The organism is Yoonia tamlensis, assembly GCF_900115105.1.
GTDB lineage: Bacteria > Pseudomonadota > Alphaproteobacteria > Rhodobacterales > Rhodobacteraceae > Yoonia > Yoonia tamlensis.
Genome location: NZ_FOYP01000001.1, coordinates 2,251,634 through 2,271,920, shown reverse-complemented (window position 1 = coordinate 2,271,920; position 20,287 = coordinate 2,251,634). Strand labels below are relative to the sequence as shown.

Below are 20,287 nucleotides of genomic sequence, written 5' to 3'. Positions count from 1 at the left end.
CTGCTCGCCACCCTCGCTATCCTGGCTGCCTGGAGGCGCCCAGATGATTGACCTGCAGGAGGGCGACATTGTGGTCATTCGGGCGTCGGACGACTGGCCGGAGCATCTGTTCGAAGTCGATGAAGTCTTTGAGGATTGCGTCATTGGCTACTCACTCACAGGGCCGCTGAGCGGCGTCTATGGCGAACCCGGCTGGGAGCTGATCCTGCGCAAGGCACCGTAACTGGGGCAGCGTTTGGGGCACTTGCGGTGCGCTGCTGCCATGAAGCGTTCGTCTAACGATGTTCAGAATACGCTGGCTGGGGTGGTAGGATTCGAACCTACGGTACACGCTACCAAAAAGCGTTGCCTTACCACTTGGCTACACCCCATCAGCGAAGCGGTGAATACTGCGAAGGGATGCAGGGTTCAAGCCCCGTTTTCACAAAAAATGCTATTCTTTTAAACCTTCCGGACGCAGCAAGTCTTCCGAGCTGTCAAGGTCGCGTTCCGCGTCGACAATACGCGTCAATGCAGCGTCGCTAACGGCGGCAACCGTTTGGACGCTTGTGCTTTCTTTGGCGCTATGCGGCGCGGGGTCGCTGATCATCTGGATTGCTTGTGTTGCATCGGGAATCGCGATGCCGGCCGCATTTAGCGCCAGTTTGACCTGACGCAGGGCTTCGCCTTTGGCGCGCACGAGCGAGCTTTCATTTTGATCAACCCAGCCTGTGACAATCAATTCGACGCCTGCAGAGTGCAGCGCTTCGATCCATGTGTCAGCGGCAGGTTCGCTAAGCGTAAAGGGCAGGGCCTGAACGGTATCGGCGACGAGGCTGCGCGTTGCACCAAGATCGGCGTCGCGGTCAACCATCACCGAAAATTTGAACCGGCGTTCGGCGTTTTGGCTAAAGTTGATGATTCTGCTTTTAAACACGGTCGCATTGGGAATCCGGATGTGATTGCCATCAAACGACAAAAGGATCGTCGCGCGGCTTGTCAGCCGGATGACCTTGCCTTGGTCGCCGTTGATTTCAACCGTGTCATTGGGCCGGAACGGCTGTCGGATCGACAGCATGACAGATGCGATAAAGTTTTCAACCGTGTCGCGCACCGCAAAACCAAGCGCCAGACCGATGATCCCTGCAGCGCCCAGGATCGTCGACAAAAGTGCAGTGGCGTTAACGATATCCAGCGCGATCACGATGCCGAAAATTACAAATGCAATGCGCAAAAGCTGGCGGAACAGTTCCGCAATAAACAGATTTGGCGCAAGCCGTTCCCAAGGCTGGCGCATCCGCGCAATCGCGAAACCGATGAAGACGACGATAGAAAAAACGATGGCCGCAATCAGCGCAAGCGGGAAAAAGACGATGAACTGGTCGATCCGCGACCGGAACCGTTCAATCGCGGGATCCAGCCGGCGGCCGATATCGGCGGTTTCGGTGACCTGGTTTTTGACCGCGACTACGCCTGCAATCCCTGTCGCGAGCGGTTCAAGCGCGCCGACTTCCGCGACAGAGGTTGCCGTGCCGCGCAGCGTGACCACCCCGTCGTTGACCTGCACCGTCACATCGTCGTAATTGCCCAGCTCGGTCAGAATTTCGCGCATCCGCACGGCGATATCGGCGTCTTGTTGTGCGTATTCGGCTGTCAGGCCCGCCGTGCTTTGGGCGGTGGCGGGGGCCGCAAAGGTGAGCGCAAGTACAAGACAAATAAGAAAACGCATGGCAATCATCCAATGAAAGAGTTTGGACAATCCTAAGAAGATGGCGCGCGGGGGAAAACCCCCAATTTAGACCCGCAGCGGGTCCGCCTTGGCAAGCGCGTCAAAACCCATCAGGCTTTTGACAAGCGCATCCATGTTTTCAAGCGCAATCATGTTCGGGCCGTCAGAGGGGGCGTTGTCAGGGTCTTCATGGGTTTCGATGAATACCGCCGCGATACCAAGCGACACCGCCGCGCGCGCCATTACAGGCGCAAATTCGCGTTGCCCGCCCGATGATCCGCCCATGCCGCCGGGTTGTTGCACCGAATGTGTCGCGTCCATGACCACGGGGTAGCCGCTGCGCGCCATTGTCGGCAGCGACCGCATATCGGCAACCAATGTGTTATAGCCAAATGACGACCCGCGTTCGGTCAGCAGGATACGTTTGTTGCCGGTGCTTTCGATCTTGGACACGACGTTGGGCATATCCCACGGCGCAAGGAACTGCCCTTTTTTGACATTGATCACCGCACCGGTTTCGCCAGCAGCAAGCAAAAGATCGGTCTGGCGGCACAAGAACGCGGGGATCTGCATAACGTCGCAGACTTGCGCGACAGTCGCGCAATGTTCGGGCGCGTGAATATCGGTGAGCACCGGACAGCCGATGCTGTCTTTGACGGATTGCATGACCTTCAGGCCCTCATCCATGCCCAGCCCGCGCACGCCGTTCAGCGATGTGCGATTTGCTTTGTCATAGCTGCCTTTGAACACAAACTGCGCGCCGTGGCGGGCGCAGACTTCGGCCATGTGACCCGCGATCATCTGGGCGTGGTCGGTGCTTTCAAGCTGGCAAGGGCCGGCAATCAGCAACAACGGGGCGTCATTGCTGACGTTAAGCGGACCAATTTCGACATTATGCATCAAGAGCTTACCTGTTCGCGAAGGATAGAAACGGTGATTGAAATAAGAAGGTAGATGCCCGAAAAAATCAGCAGGGACAGCAGCGTGTTTTCAAATGCGCGCGGATAGGCTGCCTGATCGGGGATCACGGGGTTCACACTTTGGGACAAATAGCGGACCTGGCGGTTGGCCTCGATCCGGGCGGTTTCCATCTGGGTCAGCGCCTGTTGCACCATTGCTGTCTGGAAATTGTAGTTTTCTTCGGCAACGCGCAGCTCGGTGTTGCGCGCCGCAAGCGATGCCCCATCCCCGTCAGAGCCTGTCAGCTCTTGGCGTAGTTCGGCGATCAGCGCGTCGATATTCGCGATTTGATCGCGCAGCGCCTGCACCTGGATCTGGCTGGGCCGTTCCACATTAAGCCGCGACTGCAACACAAGTGACAGCTGCTGGCGTTCGCTTTCGAGCGCGTTGATCTGCCCCATCCGTGCACCGGATTCACTGCCCGCATCAATCTGCTGCATTGTTTCTTGCAAGTTCAACCATGTCGCAAGCGCCTCTGCACGGCGGATTTCGGCGTCTTCATAGGATTGCAGCGCGCCCTTCATCTGATCCGTGCGCAGACGGCCTGTAAGCTGATCGACCTGTTCTTCCGCATAGGCGATCAACGCCGTCGAGAAAATAAAGCTGGTTTCGGGATCGGCTGCGATCACCTCCATCTTGATGATCCCCTCGGTCGGGTCATAGCTGATGCGCACATGATCGGAATAAAGTTTAAAGGTTTCTTCATTCGTCGCATCCGCAGCCAGCCGCTGGATAGAATCAATGCGGGAATCTGTGTAATGCGCTTTGAAACCGTGGTCGGCGTCCAGCCGCAGCATCGCCTCGCGCGAGGCCAGATAGGATTGCACGGCGATACTGTCTTGTTGCGTTGCCATTGATGTCCCCTGAAACAGGGTCGAAAGGCCACCCGGAGCTGCCGAAGCCGATTGCGCCTGCTGGATCACGATTTCAGATTTTGTCGCGTACATCGGGGTCGCGAGTGTGTAGAAATACCAGCCCATCATGAATGTCGGCAGGAACACGAAAAACGCGAGCCGTGTGAACAAAAGCACGATCTTGCGCCGCCGCCTGCGTGCGATGTCCAGTTGGATTTGGCGAATTTCGGCCGCATGTGTCGGGTTCATCTTGAGCCCCGATTGCGCATCCACCTGCGTATTGCGGCCGCTTACCTTTTGCGGCAGCTGGATTTGCCCCTCTTGCCCTGCGTTTTTGTGGCCATCGGGCATGACCAGTTCCAGCACGGATTTTTGCTGGAACGGATCAATACCAGCGGCCCGCAATTGCCGGATTGCATCAAATTCAGAGGTGAAAGTCAGCCCGTGTTTTTGGGCAACGCGTCGCGCCATGCGCAACTGGCGCGCGCTAAGCCCTTCGTTGCTGATTGCGTTAATTTGCGCGTCAATTTCATCAGGCGCGGCATTTGTGTCTGGCGCTGGTGTGTCCGCTTGCGGCGCGGCGTCATCTCCGCGGCGGATGCGAAATCTTTTGACCTTTGGATTAGTACTCATATACGGCCCTTGCCTCTTCCAAAGTGTCAAATACGTAAAGCTGCCCGTTTTTCAAAACAGCCGCCGAGCGCACAAAGCGTTCCAATGTGGCCGCCTGATGCGACACAATGATCATCGTGGTGGTTTCAAGCCGTTCGCGCAGAATTTCCCCCGCTTTGCGGTTGAATTCGGCGTCTGCAGTTCCAGGCATACCTTCGTCGATAAGATAGATATCGAAATCAAGTGCGAGCATCAGCGCGAAAGAAAACCGAGACTTCATCCCGCTAGAATAGACACCCACGGGCATGTCAAAATATTCTTCCAGCCCGCAAAGCCAGCGACAATAGGCTTCGACATAGTCGGGATCCAGCCCGTAGAGACGCGCGATATAGCGACAATTTTCTTTTGCCGACAGGCTGTTGGACACGCCGCCCATAAAGCCCAAGGGGAACGAAATGCGGCAGTTGCGGGTGATCCGCCCTTCATCAGGCTTTTCAAGGCCGGCCATCATATTGATCAGTGTTGTCTTGCCCGTGCCATTGGGCGCCAGAATCCCCAGCGAGTGCCCCAATTCGACGCGAAACGAAGCGCGGTCAAGGATCACCTTGCGCTGCGTTCCTGTCCAAAACGATTTACTTACCTGTGCAAATTCGAGCATCTGATTCCTACAGCACCCCAAGGGTCGGGTCGACCGTGACCGATAAAGGTTAATACCGGGTCACGATCAACGCCTTTTGACGCAGTATCGTCAAATTGGCCGGAAAATACAGCACGATCTGTGCCGGACATCAGCCGTGCTGTTTTTGCACCTTTGTCAGCTTGCCTGCGATCAGTGAAATGACGGCCGCAAAGAAGCTGAACAGCGCACCCATTTTCGCCGCATCCTGAACAGGCACGTCGCCAAGCATGACCGCGCTATCAAATGCAACGGCGGCGATAAACAACGAGACCGTAAAGCCGATCGCGGCAACGCAGCCGATCACAACAAGGTCGATGATGCGCATACCTTCAGGCAGCCCAAGTCCGAGCGGACGCGCCGCAAACCAGCCGAACAGCAAGATGCCAACAGGTTTACCAATCAGCAGACCCGCAAGGACAAGCCACGTCGGTGACCCGATCGACGAGAATTCAACGCCCGCGTTAAGCAGACCAAAAAAGAACAAGACGACCTCGACCGGGTGTTTGAGAATGTGTTCGATATGGTTCAAAAGGTCGGTCAGGTACTGTTCGGCCTCGGCAAAGATACCAAATGCGCGATCAGCGTGCGGGATCGTTGGCACAATTGGCAAAAGACCAAGTGCGGGGTGAATGCCTGCTTGTTGGAACCCGTACCAGCTGGCGCAAGCGGCAATCAGATATGGCCAGAATGACAGCTTGTTGCGCACCCATGTGGAATTGGGGCGCATTTCCTTGCCGCGGTCCAACTGACGTGGCAGGCGGTTGAAAAAGTAGAACACAGCAATCGCCGCGAACAACGACAACAGCAGCCATTCGGGGGCCAGTTCGCCCGACGGGTAGAAAATCGCAAGGATGATCAGACCGGCCGCGTCATCGGCAATCGCCAATAGCAACAGGAACCGGACCGCAGGGTGGCCCGCGCCGAATACGAGGCGCCCAACAAGGTAGCTGAACGCAATGTCGGTGGCGGTTGGAATGGCCCAGCCATTTGCAACGGCATCATAGGTCTCGGAGCCAAGCAAAAGAGCAAGCCCGAGGTAGACTGCGATCGGGCCGATCATACCGCCCAGCGTCGCAAACAACGGTGTCGCCGCCTTTTTGCCGCGCAGGCTGCCATTCTTGAGGATTACGGCCTCCCAGACTTCTTTTGCGGCAATCGCAAAGAAAAAAGCCATCAGCACGTCGTTGACAAGATAATGCAGCGTCAAAGTGCGATATTCGACCGCCCCGTTGGCATCATAATGCGCGTGACCAACCCATGAATCGTGAAGAATTTCAAAATGGACAAAATGGTGGTAGCTTGTCGCATCGATATTGGCCCAGACCAGAGCGATGCTCGCCCCGATGATCAACAAAAGTGAATAATTGGTTAGAAAGTTCCAAACGCGATACATGCTGTTCCCCAGTTTACTTAGCCCGCAATTACCGCAAAGCGGAGTTGGCATCAAGCGCCCGGCAAATGTACGGCCACCGCGTGTCGGGAACGTGTGATTTTGAAGCTTGGACAAGAAATCTCTGCCTGTGTTTTATGCGCCGACCGGTTTGCAGCGACAAAGACCGCGCACCGGCCACGTCCGGTCGTCTGGTTCGGGCAGCGCCCGCGTATTTTGATCCTTGGGCAGGCGCCCGGATTGCGGGTCCATGAAACGGGCAAGCCATTCTGGGATAAATCCGGAGACCGGCTGCGGGCGTGGCTGGAGGTCGGTAAGGACCGGTTTTACGACCGCGAAAAAATTGCGATTGTGCCAATGGCGTTCTGCTTTCCGGGCTACAACGCGGCAGGGTCGGACCTGCCGCCGCCCCCTATCTGTGCGCAAACCTGGCATGACAGGGTCATGGCGCAGATCGGTGATGTGCCCCTGACGCTGGTGATCGGGGGGTATGCGCAGCGCTGGCATCTCAATTCGCATGACAGCGTGACCGCCACAGTTGCCCGATGGCGCGACCATGCACCGCGCGTGTTTCCCTTGCCTCATCCGTCGTGGCGCAATACCGGTTGGCTCAAGAAAAACGAATGGTTTGAAACGCAGCTACTGCCCGCGTTGCAGGCCCGCGTGAAAGAGGTACTTGATGACGGATCTTGATACGGCCCATGCGGCGATGGAAGCGGCCCCCGAAGATGACACCGCACGGTTGCGGTTCTATGAACATCTGGCGGATACGGAATTGTTCATGCTTTTGGGTGCCGAAGCCGAAGGCGACCAGATCGCGCCGGAACTATTTGAAATAGAAGACCAACGCTTTGCGCTTGTGTTCGACCGCGAAGAACGCCTTGCGGAATTTGTGGGCAGGGCCGCGCCCTATGCGGGCATTCCCGGTCGGGGGCTGGCGCAGATGCTGGCAGGGCAGGGGATCGGGCTTGCGCTGAACCTCGAGGTGGCACCCTCGGCGATGCTGATCCCCGCCGAAGCGGTGGACTGGCTGGTGCAAACCCTGTCACATGCGCCTGACGAAACCGAAGCAAGACTGACCGAGATCAACGCGCCCGGCGGGCTGCCCGAAGCCGTGGTTCTGGGGTTGGACCGTAAACTTGCCATTGCCGCAGGGCTTGCAAAATCCGCCTATCTTGCGGCGGCAACCTATGAAGGCGGGGCGACGGGGCATGTGCTTGCCTTTATCGATGCCGTGCCGGGCGCGGAACAGGCGCTGGCCAATGCGGCAAGCGAAGTGCTGACGTTTTCGGGGATCGAAGCGGGGGTGATGGATGTGATGTTCGTGCGCGCCGCTGATCCTTTGGCTGCGCATCTGGCCAAAGTCGGATTGCGTTTTGACCTGCCCGAACCCGAAAAGCCCCATGTCTCCGGCGCGCCCGGCATGGACCCCGCCAAACCGCCAAAACTGCGCTAACGCCCAGACTTTGAACAAAGTCTGGGGCCAAATCCTTTGTAAGGATTTGGGTCAGTAGCCACGCCCGCGATCAACAAGATGCTGCAAGGGCGCGCCGGTTTCATGGCCCGAAATATTTTGCGCAATCACCTGTGCGGCGGTACCAGGGCGGGTGGTGGCGGCGATATGCGGCGTGACGGTGATTTGCGGGTGCGCCCAGAACGCATGGTCCTGCGGCAGCGGTTCAACGCGAAACACATCCAGCGTTGCATGGGCGATCTGCCCCGCATCAAGACCCGCCAGCAGCGCCGCATCATCAATCAGCGGGCCGCGACCGGGGTTAATGATAAAAGCCCCCTGCGCAAGCAGGGCCAGCCGTGCCGCATTCATCGTGTTTTCAGTCTGCACCGTCAGGGGCAGCAAAAGGATCAGGATTTGCGCGTCGCTCAACGCATCGTTCAGCCCTTCATCGCCGTGCAAACAACGGATATTGGGGATGTTTTTGGGTGATCTGCTCCAGCCGGTTACCGGAAACCCCAACTGATGCAGGGCTTGACCACAGGCCGCGCCAAGCGCGCCCATCCCCAATATCGTCACCGGACGATCTGCCGCAATCGGCGGATACATATCATCGCGCCAGATGCCGTCCTGCCCGCGGATATGCGCATCCATGCCAAGATGGTGGCGCAGCGTGTGGCCTACCACCCATTCGACCATTGCATCTGTCAGGCTCGGGTCGACCATGCGGCACAGCGGTTGGGTCAAAGTTTCATTCTTGATGATCTTTTCGACGCCGGCCCAAAGGTTCAACACTGCCTTGCAGCGGGTGTAGGGCGTAAAATCAGACACAGGGCCACCGGGCCCGAGGATGATGTAATCAGTATCAATAGCCGCATGATCGCGGTGCAAATCGGCGGCGACTTCGGCTGCCTCAAATGCGCGCCGCAAAGGGGCTTTGTATTGCGCCCAAGCGTCATCGCCGGCGGCAAAAAGGATGTTGATCATTAGCGGGGCCTATGGACATGGGCGCTTTGGACAAGTCCAAAGGCAACCAGAAGAACCAGCATGGCAGAACCGCCATAGCTGACCAGCGGTAGCGGCACGCCGACCACGGGCGCAAGCCCCATGACCATCGACATGTTCACCGCGAAGAAAAGGAAAAACGTCATCGCAATGCCCAAAGTCACAAGGGCCGCAAATCGGTCGCGGTTCCCCAAAGCAGAAGCAATGCAAAACACGACAATCAGCAGGTAAAGCAGCAGTAGGGTGGAGGCGCCGACAAAACCGAATTCTTCGGCCAACGTGGTAAAGATAAAGTCGGTGTGTTTCTCGGGCAGAAAATTCAGCCGCGACTGCGTGCCTTGCATAAACCCGCGGCCCGTCCATCCGCCCGATCCCAGCGCGATCTTGGCCTGCGTGATATGATAACCCGCACCCAGCGGATCGTTGGAGGGGTCAATAAACGTGTCAATCCGGCGGTATTGATAATCCTTTAGCAACTGCCACGATGTGCCGCGGCTTTCGAACACGGCAACTACACCGCCAATGCCGGCACTGACCACGGTCGCGAAATAGGCCCAATGCACCCCCGCCAAAAACATCACAGTGGCCCCACCAACTAAAAGCAGCAACGCGGTGCCAAGATCGGGCTGTTTGAGCACAAGCATCGTCGGCACAAGAATAAAGATCACCGGCAAAGCCACCCACAGCGGGCGCGATGTCTTTTCAAGCGGCAGCCAGTCGTAATAGGCCGCAATAAACATCACCACGGTAATTTTCGTGAGCTCCGACGGCTGCAACACCATGAATTTCAAATCAATCCAGCGCTGGGCACCCATGCGGACCTCGCCAAAGAATTCGACCCCGAGTAGCAGGACTAGCGACCCTGCATAGGCAACAAAGGCCATGTTGCGCCAAAACCAGATCGGGACCATGGCCACGATAAACATAAGCACCATGCCAAGCCCGAACCGTTTGATCTGCGGCTCCATCCACGGCGTCACCGATCCACCTGCAACGGAATAAAGCATCAGGAATCCGGCGCTCGCCACGGCCGAAAGCAGCATGACAAGGGGCCAGTTGATGTACCAGATCTTGCGCAGGCCCGTGGGCACGTGCTGGGTGTTATGGGCAAGATAGCTCATGCGCGGCTCTGGGCCTTTGCGCCCATCGGAATGCGTGCTTCGATGCGGCGCTGTTGCTGTTCGATTGCGCTGCGCTGGTTGGCCGGATAGGCGTCCAGCGGTGGCGCGCCGCCATATTGGGCCTGCAAGATGACATCGCGCGCGATAGGGGCCGCGGCACTTGAACCGCCGCCGCCATGTTCCACAATGACAGCCACAGCATAGCGCGGGTTTTCAATCGGTGCATAGCTGACAAACAGGGCGTGGTCGCGGCGTTCCCACGGCAGGTCTTCGTTGCGGGTCACACCTGCGGCACGTTCTTCGGCGGTGATGCGGCGCACCTGACTGGTGCCGCTTTTTCCTGCCATTTCATAGCCTTGCGTCAAAATGCGCGTCCCGTAAGCCGTGCCGCGTCGATTGTTGCAGACATCCACCATGGCCGCCCGTACACGGCGCAGGGTGTTTTCGTTCAACCCGAGGCTTTCACCGCGACCGGACGGCTGTTCAACCCCGTCAATCAAGCGCACGAGCCGCGGCGTGATTTCATGCCCCGTTGCGATGCGCGCCGTCATCACCGCCAGTTGCAACGGCGAGGCAAGCACGTAACCTTGCCCGATCGACGCGTTGACAGTGTCCCCGATCCGCCAGTCTTCGCCGCGCACGGATGATTTCCATTCCTTGTCGGGTGCCAATCCCGAGGCCACCGCCGAAAGCGGCAGATCATGGCGGATACCAAGACCAAGCTTGCGCGCCATGGCAGCCATCTTGTCGATGCCTACGCGCTGGGCGATTTCATAGTAGTAGCAGTCGCAACTTTGTTTCAGGCTGTCATGCAGATCAATATTCCCGTGTCCGCCGTTTTTCCAACAGTGGAACCGGATGCCATAAACATCCGTGTAGCCGGGGCAATAAACCGTTTCATCCGCAGCCAGTACGCCGTCTTCCATCGCGGCCAGCGCCGTTACCATCTTGAATGTCGATCCGGGCGGATAGGTGCCTTGGACCGCTTTGGCCGATAGCGGGCGATATTTGTCTTCGTTCAGGCCGGTCCAATCGGTCACCGAGATGCCGCGCACAAAAAGATTGGGGTCAAACGACGGGGCAGACGCAATCGCGCGCAGATCACCGTTTTCAAGGTCGATCACAACAACCCCTGCTGATTCCCCGTCCAACCTTGCCTGGGCGTAGGTTTGCAGACGGTTGTCGATGGTCAGCTGCACGTCTTTTCCTGCGTCGCCTTCCTGCCGGTCCAATTCGCGCATCACGCGGCCCACGGCATTTACTTCGATCCGGCGGTGGCCGGCGCTGCCGCGCAACGTGTGTTCGAGCTTGTTCTCGGCGCCCGTCTTGCCGATCTGGAATTTCGGGATTTGCAACAGCGGGTCCTGATCGTCAATGCGGCTCAGGTCGTAGTCGCTGACCGGACCGACATAGCCAACCACATGCGCAAGATCCGCGCCCCAAGGGTACACGCGGCTTTGGCCGACTTCGGCGGAAATGCCGGGCAGGGCGGGGGTGTTCAGGTTGATTTTGGCGACATCTTCCCATGTCAGCCGTTCTGCAATGGTCACAGGCACAAATGGCGAGCGGCGCTGCATTTCTTCCATCGCCCGCGCCAGATCATCGGGGGCGATGTCGACGATCTCGGTCAGGCGGGCAAGGACCTCTCCGACGTCGCCTGCATCCTCGCGGACCATCACCACACGGTAGTTTTGTTCGTTGTCGGCAATCGCGATGCCGTTGCGATCAAACACCAGCCCGCGCGATGGCGGCAGCAGGCGGATATTAATCCGGTTTTCTTCGGCAAGCAGGCGGAATTCATCGGCATGTTCGACCTGCATCGACCGCATGCGCCAGCCCAGCACCGCCATAATCGCGATTTGCGACGCACCAACGACCAAGGCGCGCCTGCTGATAGTGCGACTGCTTGCGATAATATCCTTGGGTGGTCGTTTCATACGCGTTGCCCTCTGCTGCCGGTTTCACCGGGTGCCACGCGGGAAATGCCAAAAACATAATGCATGAAAACAACCACAAATGGATAGGCCGCAATTGTCAAAATCAGTTGAAGTACGACCATCCCCAAGGGTGCCACATCCAGCGCAAAGACCGCCAGCGCCAGCCGATAGGTCGCAAACAGCGCGAACATCGCAAGTGCCACGCTGCCCCATTCACCCAAGAACGGCATTGCGCGAAATTCGCGGTGCCGCTTGCGCAGTTCTTCGGAAAGCCAGACAACCATCGCCGCCCAAAGTCCGGGAGGGCGCTGGAAGACAAGGTCGGCCAGCAGGAAAATGCCGGCAATGATCCAGACGGGGGCAAATTTCGGCCGCCGCACAACCCAAGCCAACATCACCGCCAGACAAAAATCGGGCGGAACCATGCGCAGGTGCCATGGCGTAAACCAGTCAAACGGGACCGCGATCGTCAAGATGCGCGGCTCCATGCTTTGCGGGACCAGTTGCACAACCATGATGACAAGGATGATCACCGCAAACGTGACGCATTTCACCCATATCTGTGGGCCGGTGCGGCTAGCCATCGTTCAGGTCGTCTTCTGGTAATGGCGGCAGGGTTGCCGGCAGGGCCGCAGGCCCAAAGAATTCGGCCCCGGGTGTCAACAATCCACCGGGGTCTTCGATAACCTCGTGCGGGCGCGCGCGCAGCACGCGCAAAAACTCGAGCCGCTGGTAATCCGCAGCAAGGCGGACGCGCAGCCGCTGATCGGTGCCAAGCGCGACCTGCCCGACCAAAAGATCAGCAGGAAATACCCCCCCGTCCGACGATGAAACGACGCGGTCGCCCGGACGTACCAGTCCGGTGTCTTCAAGAAAATCCAGCGGCGGATTCAATGTGTTGTCTCCGGCCAGAATCGCCTTTTGCCCCGATGGCTGGATGATGACAGGAATGCGGCTGGAAGTATCTGTCAGCAGCATGACGCGGCTGGTTTCCTGACCGACACCGGCAATGCGCCCGACCAGTCCGATCCCGTCCATCGTGGGCCAGCCGTCGATGATTCCGTCACGTGCACCGACATTGACCAGCACTGATTGCCGGAATGGCGATCCGCTGTCGGTGACGACAACACCGGTCACGAAGGTCAGCTGCGGGTCGATGCTGACGTTGTTGAGATCCAGCAGTTTGGCGTTTTCCTGTTCAAGCTGTAGCGCCGCCTCTTTCCAGGCTTTCATCTGCTGCAATTCGCGGCGCAGGTCCTGATTTTGATCGGCAAGCTGTTGATAGCTTTGGAAATCGCTGATCAAACGGGCGATACCGGTGACAGGGGCCATCGCCCATTCAAACGACGGCACAAACCGGTCGATCGCCGCAGCGCGAAACCGTTCTACGCGCGGGCTGTCGATGCGCCAGACCAGAAACAGGCCAAGCAACACAAGCAAAATCACCCCCACCAGCAATCTGCGGAGGGGGGTGATAAAGTCTTCGCTGTTCTTGTCCTTAGCCAAGGGCAATCATCCCCGGTCGGTTCTAGCTGTCGTAGTCAATAACATGGCGCAGCTGTTTTTCGTACTCCAGCGCACGGCCGGTGCCCAAGGCCACACAGTTCAGCGATTCGTCCGCCACTGAAATAGCCAGCCCGGTTTGTTCGCGTAGCGCAAGATCAAGCTGGCCCAGCAGCGCGCCGCCACCGGTCAGCATCACGCCGCGATCCACGATGTCCGCGGCCAGATCCGGCGGGGTCGCTTCAAGTGCGGTCATCACCGCCTCGCAAATTTGCTGCACGGGTTCGGCCAGCGCTTCGGCGACCTGGGCCTGGCTGATTTCGGTTTCTTTGGGGACGCCGTTCAGCAGATCGCGGCCACGGATATGCATCGACTGGCCGCGCCCGTCGTCGGGCATGCGCGCTGTGCCGATAGATGTCTTGATCCGCTCGGCTGTGGATTCACCGATCAGCAGGTTATGCTGGCGGCGCAGATAGTTGATGATCGCCTCGTCCATGCGATCACCACCGACGCGGACAGAGCGTGCATAAACAATGTCACCCAATGACAGCACCGCAACTTCGGTAGTCCCGCCGCCGATATCGACGACCATGTTGCCGGTCGGGTCGGTGATCGGCATGCCTGCGCCAATCGCCGCGGCAATCGGTTCCGCAATCAGGCCCGCGCGGCGTGCACCGGCAGAAAGCACGGATTGACGGATCGCACGTTTTTCAACAGGGGTCGCCCCGTGCGGTACACAGACGATGATCTTGGGTTTTGAAAACGTCGAACGGCGGTGAACCTTTCGGATAAAGTGTTTGATCATCTCTTCGGCGGTATCGAAATCGGCGATAACACCGTCGCGCATCGGGCGGATCGCCTCGATGCTGCCGGGCGTGCGACCCAGCATCAGTTTTGCATCTTCACCGACGGCCAGTACCTTTTTGACACCGTCCTTAACATGGTAGGCGACGACCGAAGGTTCGGACAGCACAATGCCCTTGCCCTTGACGTAAACGAGCGTGTTTGCCGTTCCCAAATCGATCGCAATGTCCGAAGAAAATAACCCGCCAAAGCCTGCCATCTCGTGGCCTTCCATATTTTGATTGTTTTTCACGCGCCGTCCCTGCGCGTTTATCCTGTGTCGTTATACGGTGGTGCGGACAAGGATAGAAGCCCTTGATTCAAGACGTGATCAAGGGATCAATAGCTATCACTTTTCGAACATTTTTGGTGAAATTTTAGCATTTATGGAAAAAATATATTGAATTTTCAATATCGGGGCAAAATGTGGTGCGCTTGGCGGCATGTGCGCGGTGCGTTGCTGCGGGTGTATGTATGCAATTGGGCGCCCCGATGCATCGGAGCGCCCAATCAGAACGAGTCGCCGCCAGTCCGGTTAGCGGTCCTTGTAGCTGACACCTTTGACGTCATAGCCCGGCGCGGATTCCTGACGCCGCACCAAAAGCCGGTTCAATGCGTTGATATAGGCCTTGGCGCTTGCGACGACCGTGTCTGTGTCTGCCGATTGACCGGTCGCGATGCGCCCTTCTTCTTCCATCCGCACAAAGACGGTTGCCTGCGCATCGGTGCCTTCGGTAACAGCGCTGACCTGATACAATTGCAAACGCGCGCCGTGGGGGAACAGCGCTTTGACCGCGTTGAAAGTCGCGTCAACCGGCCCGTCACCCGTGGCTGATGTTTTAACGTCAGCCCCGTCGATCTCCATGACCATATCAGCGGTTTGCGGGCCTTGGGTGCCGCAGACGACACGCAAGGATTTCAGTTTGAGCCGGTCTTCGTCGCCACTGTTCTGGTGCATCAACGCCAAAAGATCGTCGTCAAAGACTTCTTTCTTACGGTCTGCCAGATCCTTGAAGCGCACAAAGACATCATTCAACTGGTTGTCGGCCAGATCGTCAAAACCGAGCTCGCGCAGCTTGGCGCGCAAGGCCGCGCGGCCCGAATGTTTGCCCAAAGGCAGCGAGGTGCCGGAAAGCCCCACATCTTCGGGGCGCATGATCTCGAATGTCTCGGCGTTTTTCAGCATCCCGTCCTGATGGATGCCGCTTTCATGCGCAAATGCGTTCTTGCCGACGATGGCCTTGTTGAACTGCACCGCAAAACCGGACACGGCCGCTACGCGGCGCGAAATGTTCATGATCTTGGTTGTGTCGATGCCGGTGGCATAGGGCATAATATCGCCGCGGATTTTCAGCGCCATCACCACCTCTTCCAGCGCGGTGTTGCCCGCGCGTTCGCCCAACCCGTTGATTGTGCATTCGATCTGGCGCGCCCCGCCGGCAACCGCCGCCAAAGAGTTCGCCGTCGCCATGCCCAGATCGTTATGGCAATGGGTCGCAAAAACGACAGCATCCGCGCCGGGCACTGTTGCGATCAGATTGCGGATCAAATCGGCGCTTTCAACGGGGGCAGTGTAACCCACCGTGTCGGGGATATTGATCGTCGTGGCACCGGCCTTGATTGCGATTTCGACGGTGCGGCACAGGTAATCCCATTCCGTGCGGGTTGCGTCCATCGGCGACCATTGCACATTGTCGCAAAGGTTGCGCGCATGCGTGACCGTGTCGTGGATGCGTTCGGCCATTTCATCCATCGTCAGGTTGGGGATCGCGCGGTGCAGTGGCGAAGTGCCGATAAATGTGTGGATGCGCGGGGATTTGGCGTGTTTCACCGCCTCCCAACAGCGGTCGATGTCTTTATAATTGGCGCGGGCCAGACCACAGATGGTCGCGCGTTTTGACAATCGCGCGATTTCGCTCACGGCTTTGAAATCACCTTCCGAGGCAATCGGAAAACCTGCCTCGATAATATCGACGCCCATTTCATCCAGCAGCTCCGCGATCTCCAGCTTTTCTGCGTGGGTCATTGTCGCGCCGGGTGATTGTTCGCCGTCGCGCAAAGTGGTGTCAAAAATCAGAACATTGTCTTTGGTCATCTGATTGTTCCTTCAAATATGGTCTTTGGGGGCGGCGGGTTGATCCGCATCGCCAGAATTGGGTGCGATGTACGACATTTTTACGGGTATTGGTATGCGTTGCGCGCAGCAAGTTTGCCGGTTTGCAGTGCAAATGGTGATATGCATGGTTCTTCCTAACTCTGATCGGGGTGCTTTAGCGCAGGGTCTCAACTCCTCTGAGCGCGCGCGCCAAACAAGGCCGCGCTCAGAGGCGAGTTAGGAGTAGGTCTAGCCCACGCGCAAACGGCGCCGGAAGGCGCTGCGGGTTTGCGATATGACGGGCATTATCCATAAGGCGACTATAGCCGCGTTTTTTGCGTTGAAAAGCCGGAAATGCCCGAATTGCGCATTTGCGGGCGTCAAAGCGCGTGCTTAACCGTCGCGCCCAGGCTCTTGCGGGTTGTCCGAAAACAAGGCGATCTTGTTGCCTTGCGGGTCGCGCAGGTAGCCTACGTAAAAATGCGACCCGTATGCAGCGCGAAAACCGGGCTGCCCTTCGTCCGTGCCGCCTGCGGCAATTGCGGCGGCGTGCAGGTCGCGCACGCGGCTTTGGCTGCGCGCATCAAACGCAACCATCGCCCCATTGCCGGCAGAGGCGGGTTTGCCGTCATAGGTGGGTTTCACGTAGAAATCCGCAAAGACCGGTTTTTGTCCCGCCGAAACGGGCAAGGCAAAGCTGAGCCCGTCGGCCGCTTCGGATAGCGTATACCCAAGCGCCGGAAGAAAAGCCGTGTAGAAGCGTTTTGCCCGTCCGATATCATCGGCGCCAACAGTGACATAGGCAATCATCGCGGGGTTTCCTTTTCGTGCGAGGAAACAAAAACGCCCGCAATGCTGGGTGAATGCGGGCGCCTGTTTGGGTTTTGTCGGGGGTTATTCGGTTGTTTCGGAAACCAAAGCACCATCCGACCAGATACCGATGCTTTCCTGACCGGTGGCAAATGTCATCTTGCCTTCGCCTTCGCGGCGGCCGCGGACAAATGCGCCCTCGTAGACATCGCCATTGGCATAGGTTGCCAGACCTTGGCCGTTGATCGTGCCTTCGACCCAATCGCCAACATAGTTGAACCCGTCGGGCAGGGTGATCTCGCCTTTGCCGTGACGCTGGTTATTTGCGAATTCACCAATATAAACAGTGCCATCCGCATAGGACGCGCGGCCCATGCCGTTGCGCTGACCTTCGGCCCATTGGCCTTCGTAGGTATAACCGTCGGTATAGGTCATCGTGCCTGTGCCGTGGTTTTTCGCGTTCAGGAATTCGCCTTCATAGACAAGACCGTTCGCAAAGGTCGCAACGCCCGATCCACTGATCACGCCGTTGTCCCAGTCGCCCGCATAGGTCGACCCGTCAGGATAGGTCATCGTGCCAGTGCCATGCGCGAGGTCATCAACAAATGTCCCCACGTAAACCGACCCGTCGGGGTAGGTGGCTTCGCCTTCACCTTCAATCCGGCCTTCGACCCAATTGCCGACATAGACATATCCGTCGGCGCCTTGCAGCGTGCCGGTGCCGTGGCGTTTGTCATTGGCAAACATACCCGTGTAGACATCGCCATTGGCATAGGTGACGGTGCCTTCGCCTTCGCGCTTGCTGGCGACAAAGGTTGCTTCGTAGACATCACCGTTGGTCTGGGTCAGCGTGCCGCGTCCCTGAATCTGGCCATCGACCCATTCCCCGCTATAGATCACGCCATCGGCCATTGTCATCGTGCCGATCCCGTCGCGTTCGCCAGCGGTCAGGTTGCCAGTGTAAACCGCCCCGTCGGGATAGGTGATTGTGCCTTCGCCTTCTTTGATGCCGTTGACCCATTGACCGGAATAGACATAGCCTGTTTCGCTCGTCATGGTGCCGGTGCCGTGATACATCGCGTTGCGGAATTCACCTTCGTAGGTCAGCCCGTTGGCGTAATGTGACACGCCACGGCCTGTGATGTTGCCGTCGACCCAGTCGCCTTCAAAGGTGCCGCCATCAGCAAAAGTGATTCGCCCGATCCCTTCGGGTTTGCCCGCAACAAAGGATCCTTCGTAGACAGATCCGTTGGCAAAGCGCGCAACACCTTGGCCGCGAATTTCGCCGTCGACCCATTCGCCGGTGTATTCATAGCCGGTCGGCAGCGTGTAAGTGCCGATTCCGTGCTGTTTTCCATCGACAAATTCACCTTCGTAAACGCCGCCATCATCGTACTGTTTTGTTTGGACCGTCTGTGCTTGCGCGCCAGCCGCCAACCCAACTGTAAGAAGGGCCACCGCCATTGTCTTTGGTAATCCAAGCATCGTCATTCCAGTCCTCCGATCGTATTAATCACACCGCAGCTTATGAAAGGCACTGCAGTCTGACAACGGTTAAGGATGCCTGATCCCAACATTGTTTTGCAGCCGCCTTTTCAATACGCGTCATTCTGGTACATGCATTGCGGTGAAATAGGACAAAACTATGACAAAAATGTTCCGCCTTACGATGGCCCAGCTAAATTCCGCCGTTGGTGATTTATCGGGCAATGCCGATCTTGCGCGCATGGCGTGGCGTACGGCCCGCGATGCGGGTGCCGATATGGTCGCCTTGCCCGAGATGTTCATCACCGGATACCAGACACAGGATCTGGTCCAAAAGCCTGCGTTTGTCGCCGATGCTATGGCGCATGTCATGGCGCTGGCGGCGGATTGCGCGGATGGTCCTGCCTTGGCAATCGGGGGCCCGCAAGTCGACGATGGCCGTCTATACAATTGCTATTTTATCCTGCGCGGCGGCAAGATCGTTGCGCGGATGAAAAAGCATTTCTTGCCTAATTTCAACGTTTTTGACGAAGTGCGCCTGTTCAAAAGCGACGCTATTTCAGGCCCTTACACGGTCAACAACGGGCCGCGGATCGGCAGCCCCATTTGCGAAGACGCTTGGTATCCCGATGTTGCCGAAGCGATGGTCGAATCCGGTGCGCAAATTCTGATCGTGCCGAATGGCTCCCCCTATTTTCGCAACAAGTTCCCCGTGCGTATGAACACCATGGTCGCGCGGGTTGTCGAAAATAATGTGCCGCTTGTCTATCTGAACATGGTCGGCGGGCAGGATGATCAGGTGTTTGACGGCGGATCATTCGTGTTGAACCGCGGCGGGCAACTGGCGGTGCAGATGCCGATTCTGAAGTCGGCAATCACGCATGTCGATTTCCAGGAAACCGACGCCGGATGGGAGGCCATCCCCGGCGAACTTGCGCCGGTCCCCGACGATATTGAACAAGATTATAACGTGATGGTTGTGGGTTTGCGCGATTACATGCGCAAAACTGGCTTTGGAAAGGTGCTTTTGGGCCTGTCAGGGGGAATCGATAGCGCGATTGTCGCCGCGATTGCGACCGATGCCTTGGGACCTGAAAATGTGCGCTGCGTGATGTTGCCTTCTGAATATACGTCGCAAGCATCGCTTGATGACGCGGCGGCAGCGGCGGATGCACTGGGCGTGAAATACGATATCGTGAATATCGCAGGCACGCGTGCGGCCGTGACCGAAGCGCTTGCGCCCCTGTTCGGCGATCTGCCCGCCGATCTGACCGAAGAAAACATCCAGTCGCGTATTCGCGGGCTGCTGTTGATGGCGCAGTCTAACAAATTCGGTGAAATGCTGCTGACCACCGGCAATAAATCCGAAGTCGCCGTGGGCTATGCCACGATCTATGGCGATATGGCGGGCGGCTATAACCCGATCAAGGACATGTATAAAACCCGCGTGTTCGAAACCTGCCGCTGGCGCAACGCCAACCACCGCGACTGGATGCAAGGCCCCGCCGGTGAGGTGATACCAGTGGCGATCATCGACAAACCGCCGTCAGCCGAATTGCGCCCCGATCAAAAAGACGAAGACAGCCTGCCGCCCTATGACATTCTGGACGGCATCCTGACGATGCTGGTCGATGAAGAGGCATCGGTCGCCGATTGTGTCGCCGCAGGCTATGACCGCGATACCGTCAAACGGGTCGAACACCTGATCTACATCAGCGAATACAAGCGGTTCCAGTCGGCCCCCGGCCCGCGGCTGTCGCACCGCGCGTTCTGGCTTGATCGGCGCTATCCGATCGTCAACCGCTGGCGCGATGACAGCGGGGCCTAGTTGC

Annotated in this window: 18 protein-coding genes and 1 tRNA gene; 4 read left to right on the top strand and 15 right to left on the bottom strand. The window is 57.8% G+C overall.

What is annotated here, in order from left to right; translation table 11 throughout:
• Window positions 1–43 precede the first annotated feature (43 nt).
• Entirely contained in the window at window positions 44–223 is a 180-nt protein-coding gene (locus BM320_RS11625) for a hypothetical protein (protein ID WP_090200087.1), read from the top strand.
• A 73-nt stretch (window positions 224–296) separates the two neighbouring features.
• Here BM320_RS11625 and BM320_RS11620 read toward each other — a convergent pair.
• From BM320_RS11620 to BM320_RS11595, 6 genes are all read right to left on the bottom strand, one after another.
• A tRNA-Gln gene (locus BM320_RS11620) sits at window positions 297–371 on the bottom strand.
• 62 nt (window positions 372–433) lie between these two features.
• Window positions 434–1,708 (bottom strand): mechanosensitive ion channel domain-containing protein, encoded by a 1,275-nt coding sequence (locus BM320_RS11615; RefSeq protein WP_090200621.1) that lies wholly within the window; start codon window positions 1,706–1,708, stop codon window positions 434–436.
• A 66-nt stretch (window positions 1,709–1,774) separates the two neighbouring features.
• A complete protein-coding gene (gene kdsA, locus BM320_RS11610; RefSeq protein ID WP_090200085.1) occupies window positions 1,775–2,608 on the bottom strand; it encodes a 3-deoxy-8-phosphooctulonate synthase in 834 nt (277 codons plus the stop codon).
• On the bottom strand, window positions 2,608–4,155 hold the full coding sequence (locus tag BM320_RS11605) for a KpsE/RkpR family capsule polysaccharide export protein (protein ID WP_090200083.1): 1,548 nt from the start codon (window positions 4,153–4,155) through the stop codon (window positions 2,608–2,610). Before BM320_RS11605 ends, kdsA begins: the two co-directional genes overlap by 1 nt.
• Window positions 4,145–4,792: an ABC transporter ATP-binding protein gene (locus BM320_RS11600; protein WP_090200081.1), complete on the bottom strand. Its 648-nt coding sequence runs from the start codon at window positions 4,790–4,792 to the stop codon at window positions 4,145–4,147. Before BM320_RS11600 ends, BM320_RS11605 begins: the two co-directional genes overlap by 11 nt.
• Before the next feature lie 130 nt (window positions 4,793–4,922).
• Window positions 4,923–6,206 carry a Na+/H+ antiporter NhaA gene (locus tag BM320_RS11595; protein ID WP_090200079.1) on the bottom strand — a complete coding sequence of 428 codons (1,284 nt, stop codon included), beginning with the start codon at window positions 6,204–6,206 and terminating at the stop codon, window positions 4,923–4,925.
• 99 nt (window positions 6,207–6,305) lie between these two features.
• On the opposite strand from BM320_RS11595, the gene BM320_RS11590 reads away from it, so the two are divergent.
• Together BM320_RS11590 and BM320_RS11585 are read left to right on the top strand one after the other, a co-directional pair.
• Window positions 6,306–6,896, top strand: a complete 591-nt coding sequence (locus tag BM320_RS11590) for a uracil-DNA glycosylase family protein (protein WP_090200619.1) — start codon at window positions 6,306–6,308, stop codon at window positions 6,894–6,896.
• Window positions 6,883–7,659, top strand: coding sequence for an SseB family protein (locus tag BM320_RS11585; protein ID WP_090200077.1), 777 nt, complete (start codon window positions 6,883–6,885; stop codon window positions 7,657–7,659). Before BM320_RS11590 ends, BM320_RS11585 begins: the two co-directional genes overlap by 14 nt.
• A gap of 51 nt (window positions 7,660–7,710) precedes the next feature.
• Here BM320_RS11585 and BM320_RS11580 read toward each other — a convergent pair whose 3' ends face one another.
• The 9 genes from BM320_RS11580 to BM320_RS11540 all read right to left on the bottom strand — a co-directional run bounded on the left by BM320_RS11580 (window position 7,711) and on the right by BM320_RS11540 (window position 18,461).
• Entirely contained in the window at window positions 7,711–8,643 is a 933-nt protein-coding gene (locus tag BM320_RS11580) for a 2-hydroxyacid dehydrogenase (RefSeq protein WP_090200076.1), read from the bottom strand.
• Entirely contained in the window at window positions 8,643–9,782 is a 1,140-nt protein-coding gene (gene rodA, locus BM320_RS11575; RefSeq protein ID WP_090200074.1) for a rod shape-determining protein RodA, read from the bottom strand. Before rodA ends, BM320_RS11580 begins: the two co-directional genes overlap by 1 nt.
• Entirely contained in the window at window positions 9,779–11,719 is a 1,941-nt protein-coding gene (mrdA, locus tag BM320_RS11570) for a penicillin-binding protein 2 (protein WP_090200072.1), read from the bottom strand. The genes rodA and mrdA overlap by 4 nt, the downstream gene beginning before the upstream one ends.
• Window positions 11,716–12,303 carry a hypothetical protein gene (locus BM320_RS11565; RefSeq protein ID WP_090200070.1) on the bottom strand — a complete coding sequence of 196 codons (588 nt, stop codon included), beginning with the start codon at window positions 12,301–12,303 and terminating at the stop codon, window positions 11,716–11,718. Before BM320_RS11565 ends, mrdA begins: the two co-directional genes overlap by 4 nt.
• Window positions 12,296–13,225, bottom strand: a complete 930-nt coding sequence (mreC, locus tag BM320_RS11560; RefSeq protein WP_090200068.1) for a rod shape-determining protein MreC — start codon at window positions 13,223–13,225, stop codon at window positions 12,296–12,298. The genes BM320_RS11565 and mreC overlap by 8 nt, the downstream gene beginning before the upstream one ends.
• 22 nt (window positions 13,226–13,247) lie before the next feature.
• Window positions 13,248–14,285, bottom strand: coding sequence for a rod shape-determining protein (locus tag BM320_RS11555; protein WP_090200617.1), 1,038 nt, complete (start codon window positions 14,283–14,285; stop codon window positions 13,248–13,250).
• A gap of 315 nt (window positions 14,286–14,600) precedes the next feature.
• A complete protein-coding gene (locus tag BM320_RS11550; RefSeq protein ID WP_090200067.1) occupies window positions 14,601–16,160 on the bottom strand; it encodes a 2-isopropylmalate synthase in 1,560 nt (519 codons plus the stop codon).
• A 393-nt stretch (window positions 16,161–16,553) separates the two neighbouring features.
• Window positions 16,554–16,970 carry a VOC family protein gene (locus BM320_RS11545; RefSeq protein ID WP_090200065.1) on the bottom strand — a complete coding sequence of 139 codons (417 nt, stop codon included), beginning with the start codon at window positions 16,968–16,970 and terminating at the stop codon, window positions 16,554–16,556.
• A gap of 84 nt (window positions 16,971–17,054) precedes the next feature.
• Entirely contained in the window at window positions 17,055–18,461 is a 1,407-nt protein-coding gene (locus BM320_RS11540) for an MORN repeat-containing protein (RefSeq protein WP_242651005.1), read from the bottom strand.
• Between the two features lie 154 nt (window positions 18,462–18,615).
• Here BM320_RS11540 and BM320_RS11535 point away from each other — a divergent pair, with 154 nt between their 5' ends.
• Window positions 18,616–20,283 (top strand): NAD+ synthase, encoded by a 1,668-nt coding sequence (locus BM320_RS11535; protein ID WP_090200060.1) that lies wholly within the window; start codon window positions 18,616–18,618, stop codon window positions 20,281–20,283.
• Window positions 20,284–20,287 lie beyond the last annotated feature (4 nt).

Excerpts from the sequence above, each read along its gene's own strand:
- BM320_RS11625 (WP_090200087.1), top strand. The coding sequence starts at position 44 with ATGATTGACCTGCAGGAGGGCGACATTGTGGTCATTCGGGCGTCGGAC.
- BM320_RS11615 (WP_090200621.1), bottom strand. The coding sequence starts at position 1,708 with ATGCGTTTTCTTATTTGTCTTGTACTTGCGCTCACCTTTGCGGCCCCC.
- kdsA (WP_090200085.1), bottom strand. The coding sequence starts at position 2,608 with ATGCATAATGTCGAAATTGGTCCGCTTAACGTCAGCAATGACGCCCCG.
- BM320_RS11605 (WP_090200083.1), bottom strand. The coding sequence starts at position 4,155 with ATGAGTACTAATCCAAAGGTCAAAAGATTTCGCATCCGCCGCGGAGAT.
- BM320_RS11600 (WP_090200081.1), bottom strand. The coding sequence starts at position 4,792 with ATGCTCGAATTTGCACAGGTAAGTAAATCGTTTTGGACAGGAACGCAG.
- BM320_RS11595 (WP_090200079.1), bottom strand. The coding sequence starts at position 6,206 with ATGTATCGCGTTTGGAACTTTCTAACCAATTATTCACTTTTGTTGATC.
- BM320_RS11585 (WP_090200077.1), top strand. The coding sequence starts at position 6,883 with ATGACGGATCTTGATACGGCCCATGCGGCGATGGAAGCGGCCCCCGAA.
- BM320_RS11580 (WP_090200076.1), bottom strand. The coding sequence starts at position 8,643 with ATGATCAACATCCTTTTTGCCGCCGGCGATGACGCTTGGGCGCAATAC.
- rodA (WP_090200074.1), bottom strand. The coding sequence starts at position 9,782 with ATGAGCTATCTTGCCCATAACACCCAGCACGTGCCCACGGGCCTGCGC.
- mrdA (WP_090200072.1), bottom strand. The coding sequence starts at position 11,719 with ATGAAACGACCACCCAAGGATATTATCGCAAGCAGTCGCACTATCAGC.
- BM320_RS11565 (WP_090200070.1), bottom strand. The coding sequence starts at position 12,303 with ATGGCTAGCCGCACCGGCCCACAGATATGGGTGAAATGCGTCACGTTT.
- BM320_RS11555 (WP_090200617.1), bottom strand. The coding sequence starts at position 14,285 with ATGGCAGGCTTTGGCGGGTTATTTTCTTCGGACATTGCGATCGATTTG.
- BM320_RS11550 (WP_090200067.1), bottom strand. The coding sequence starts at position 16,160 with ATGACCAAAGACAATGTTCTGATTTTTGACACCACTTTGCGCGACGGC.
- BM320_RS11545 (WP_090200065.1), bottom strand. The coding sequence starts at position 16,970 with ATGATTGCCTATGTCACTGTTGGCGCCGATGATATCGGACGGGCAAAA.
- BM320_RS11540 (WP_242651005.1), bottom strand. The coding sequence starts at position 18,461 with ATGACGATGCTTGGATTACCAAAGACAATGGCGGTGGCCCTTCTTACA.
- BM320_RS11535 (WP_090200060.1), top strand. The coding sequence starts at position 18,616 with ATGACAAAAATGTTCCGCCTTACGATGGCCCAGCTAAATTCCGCCGTT.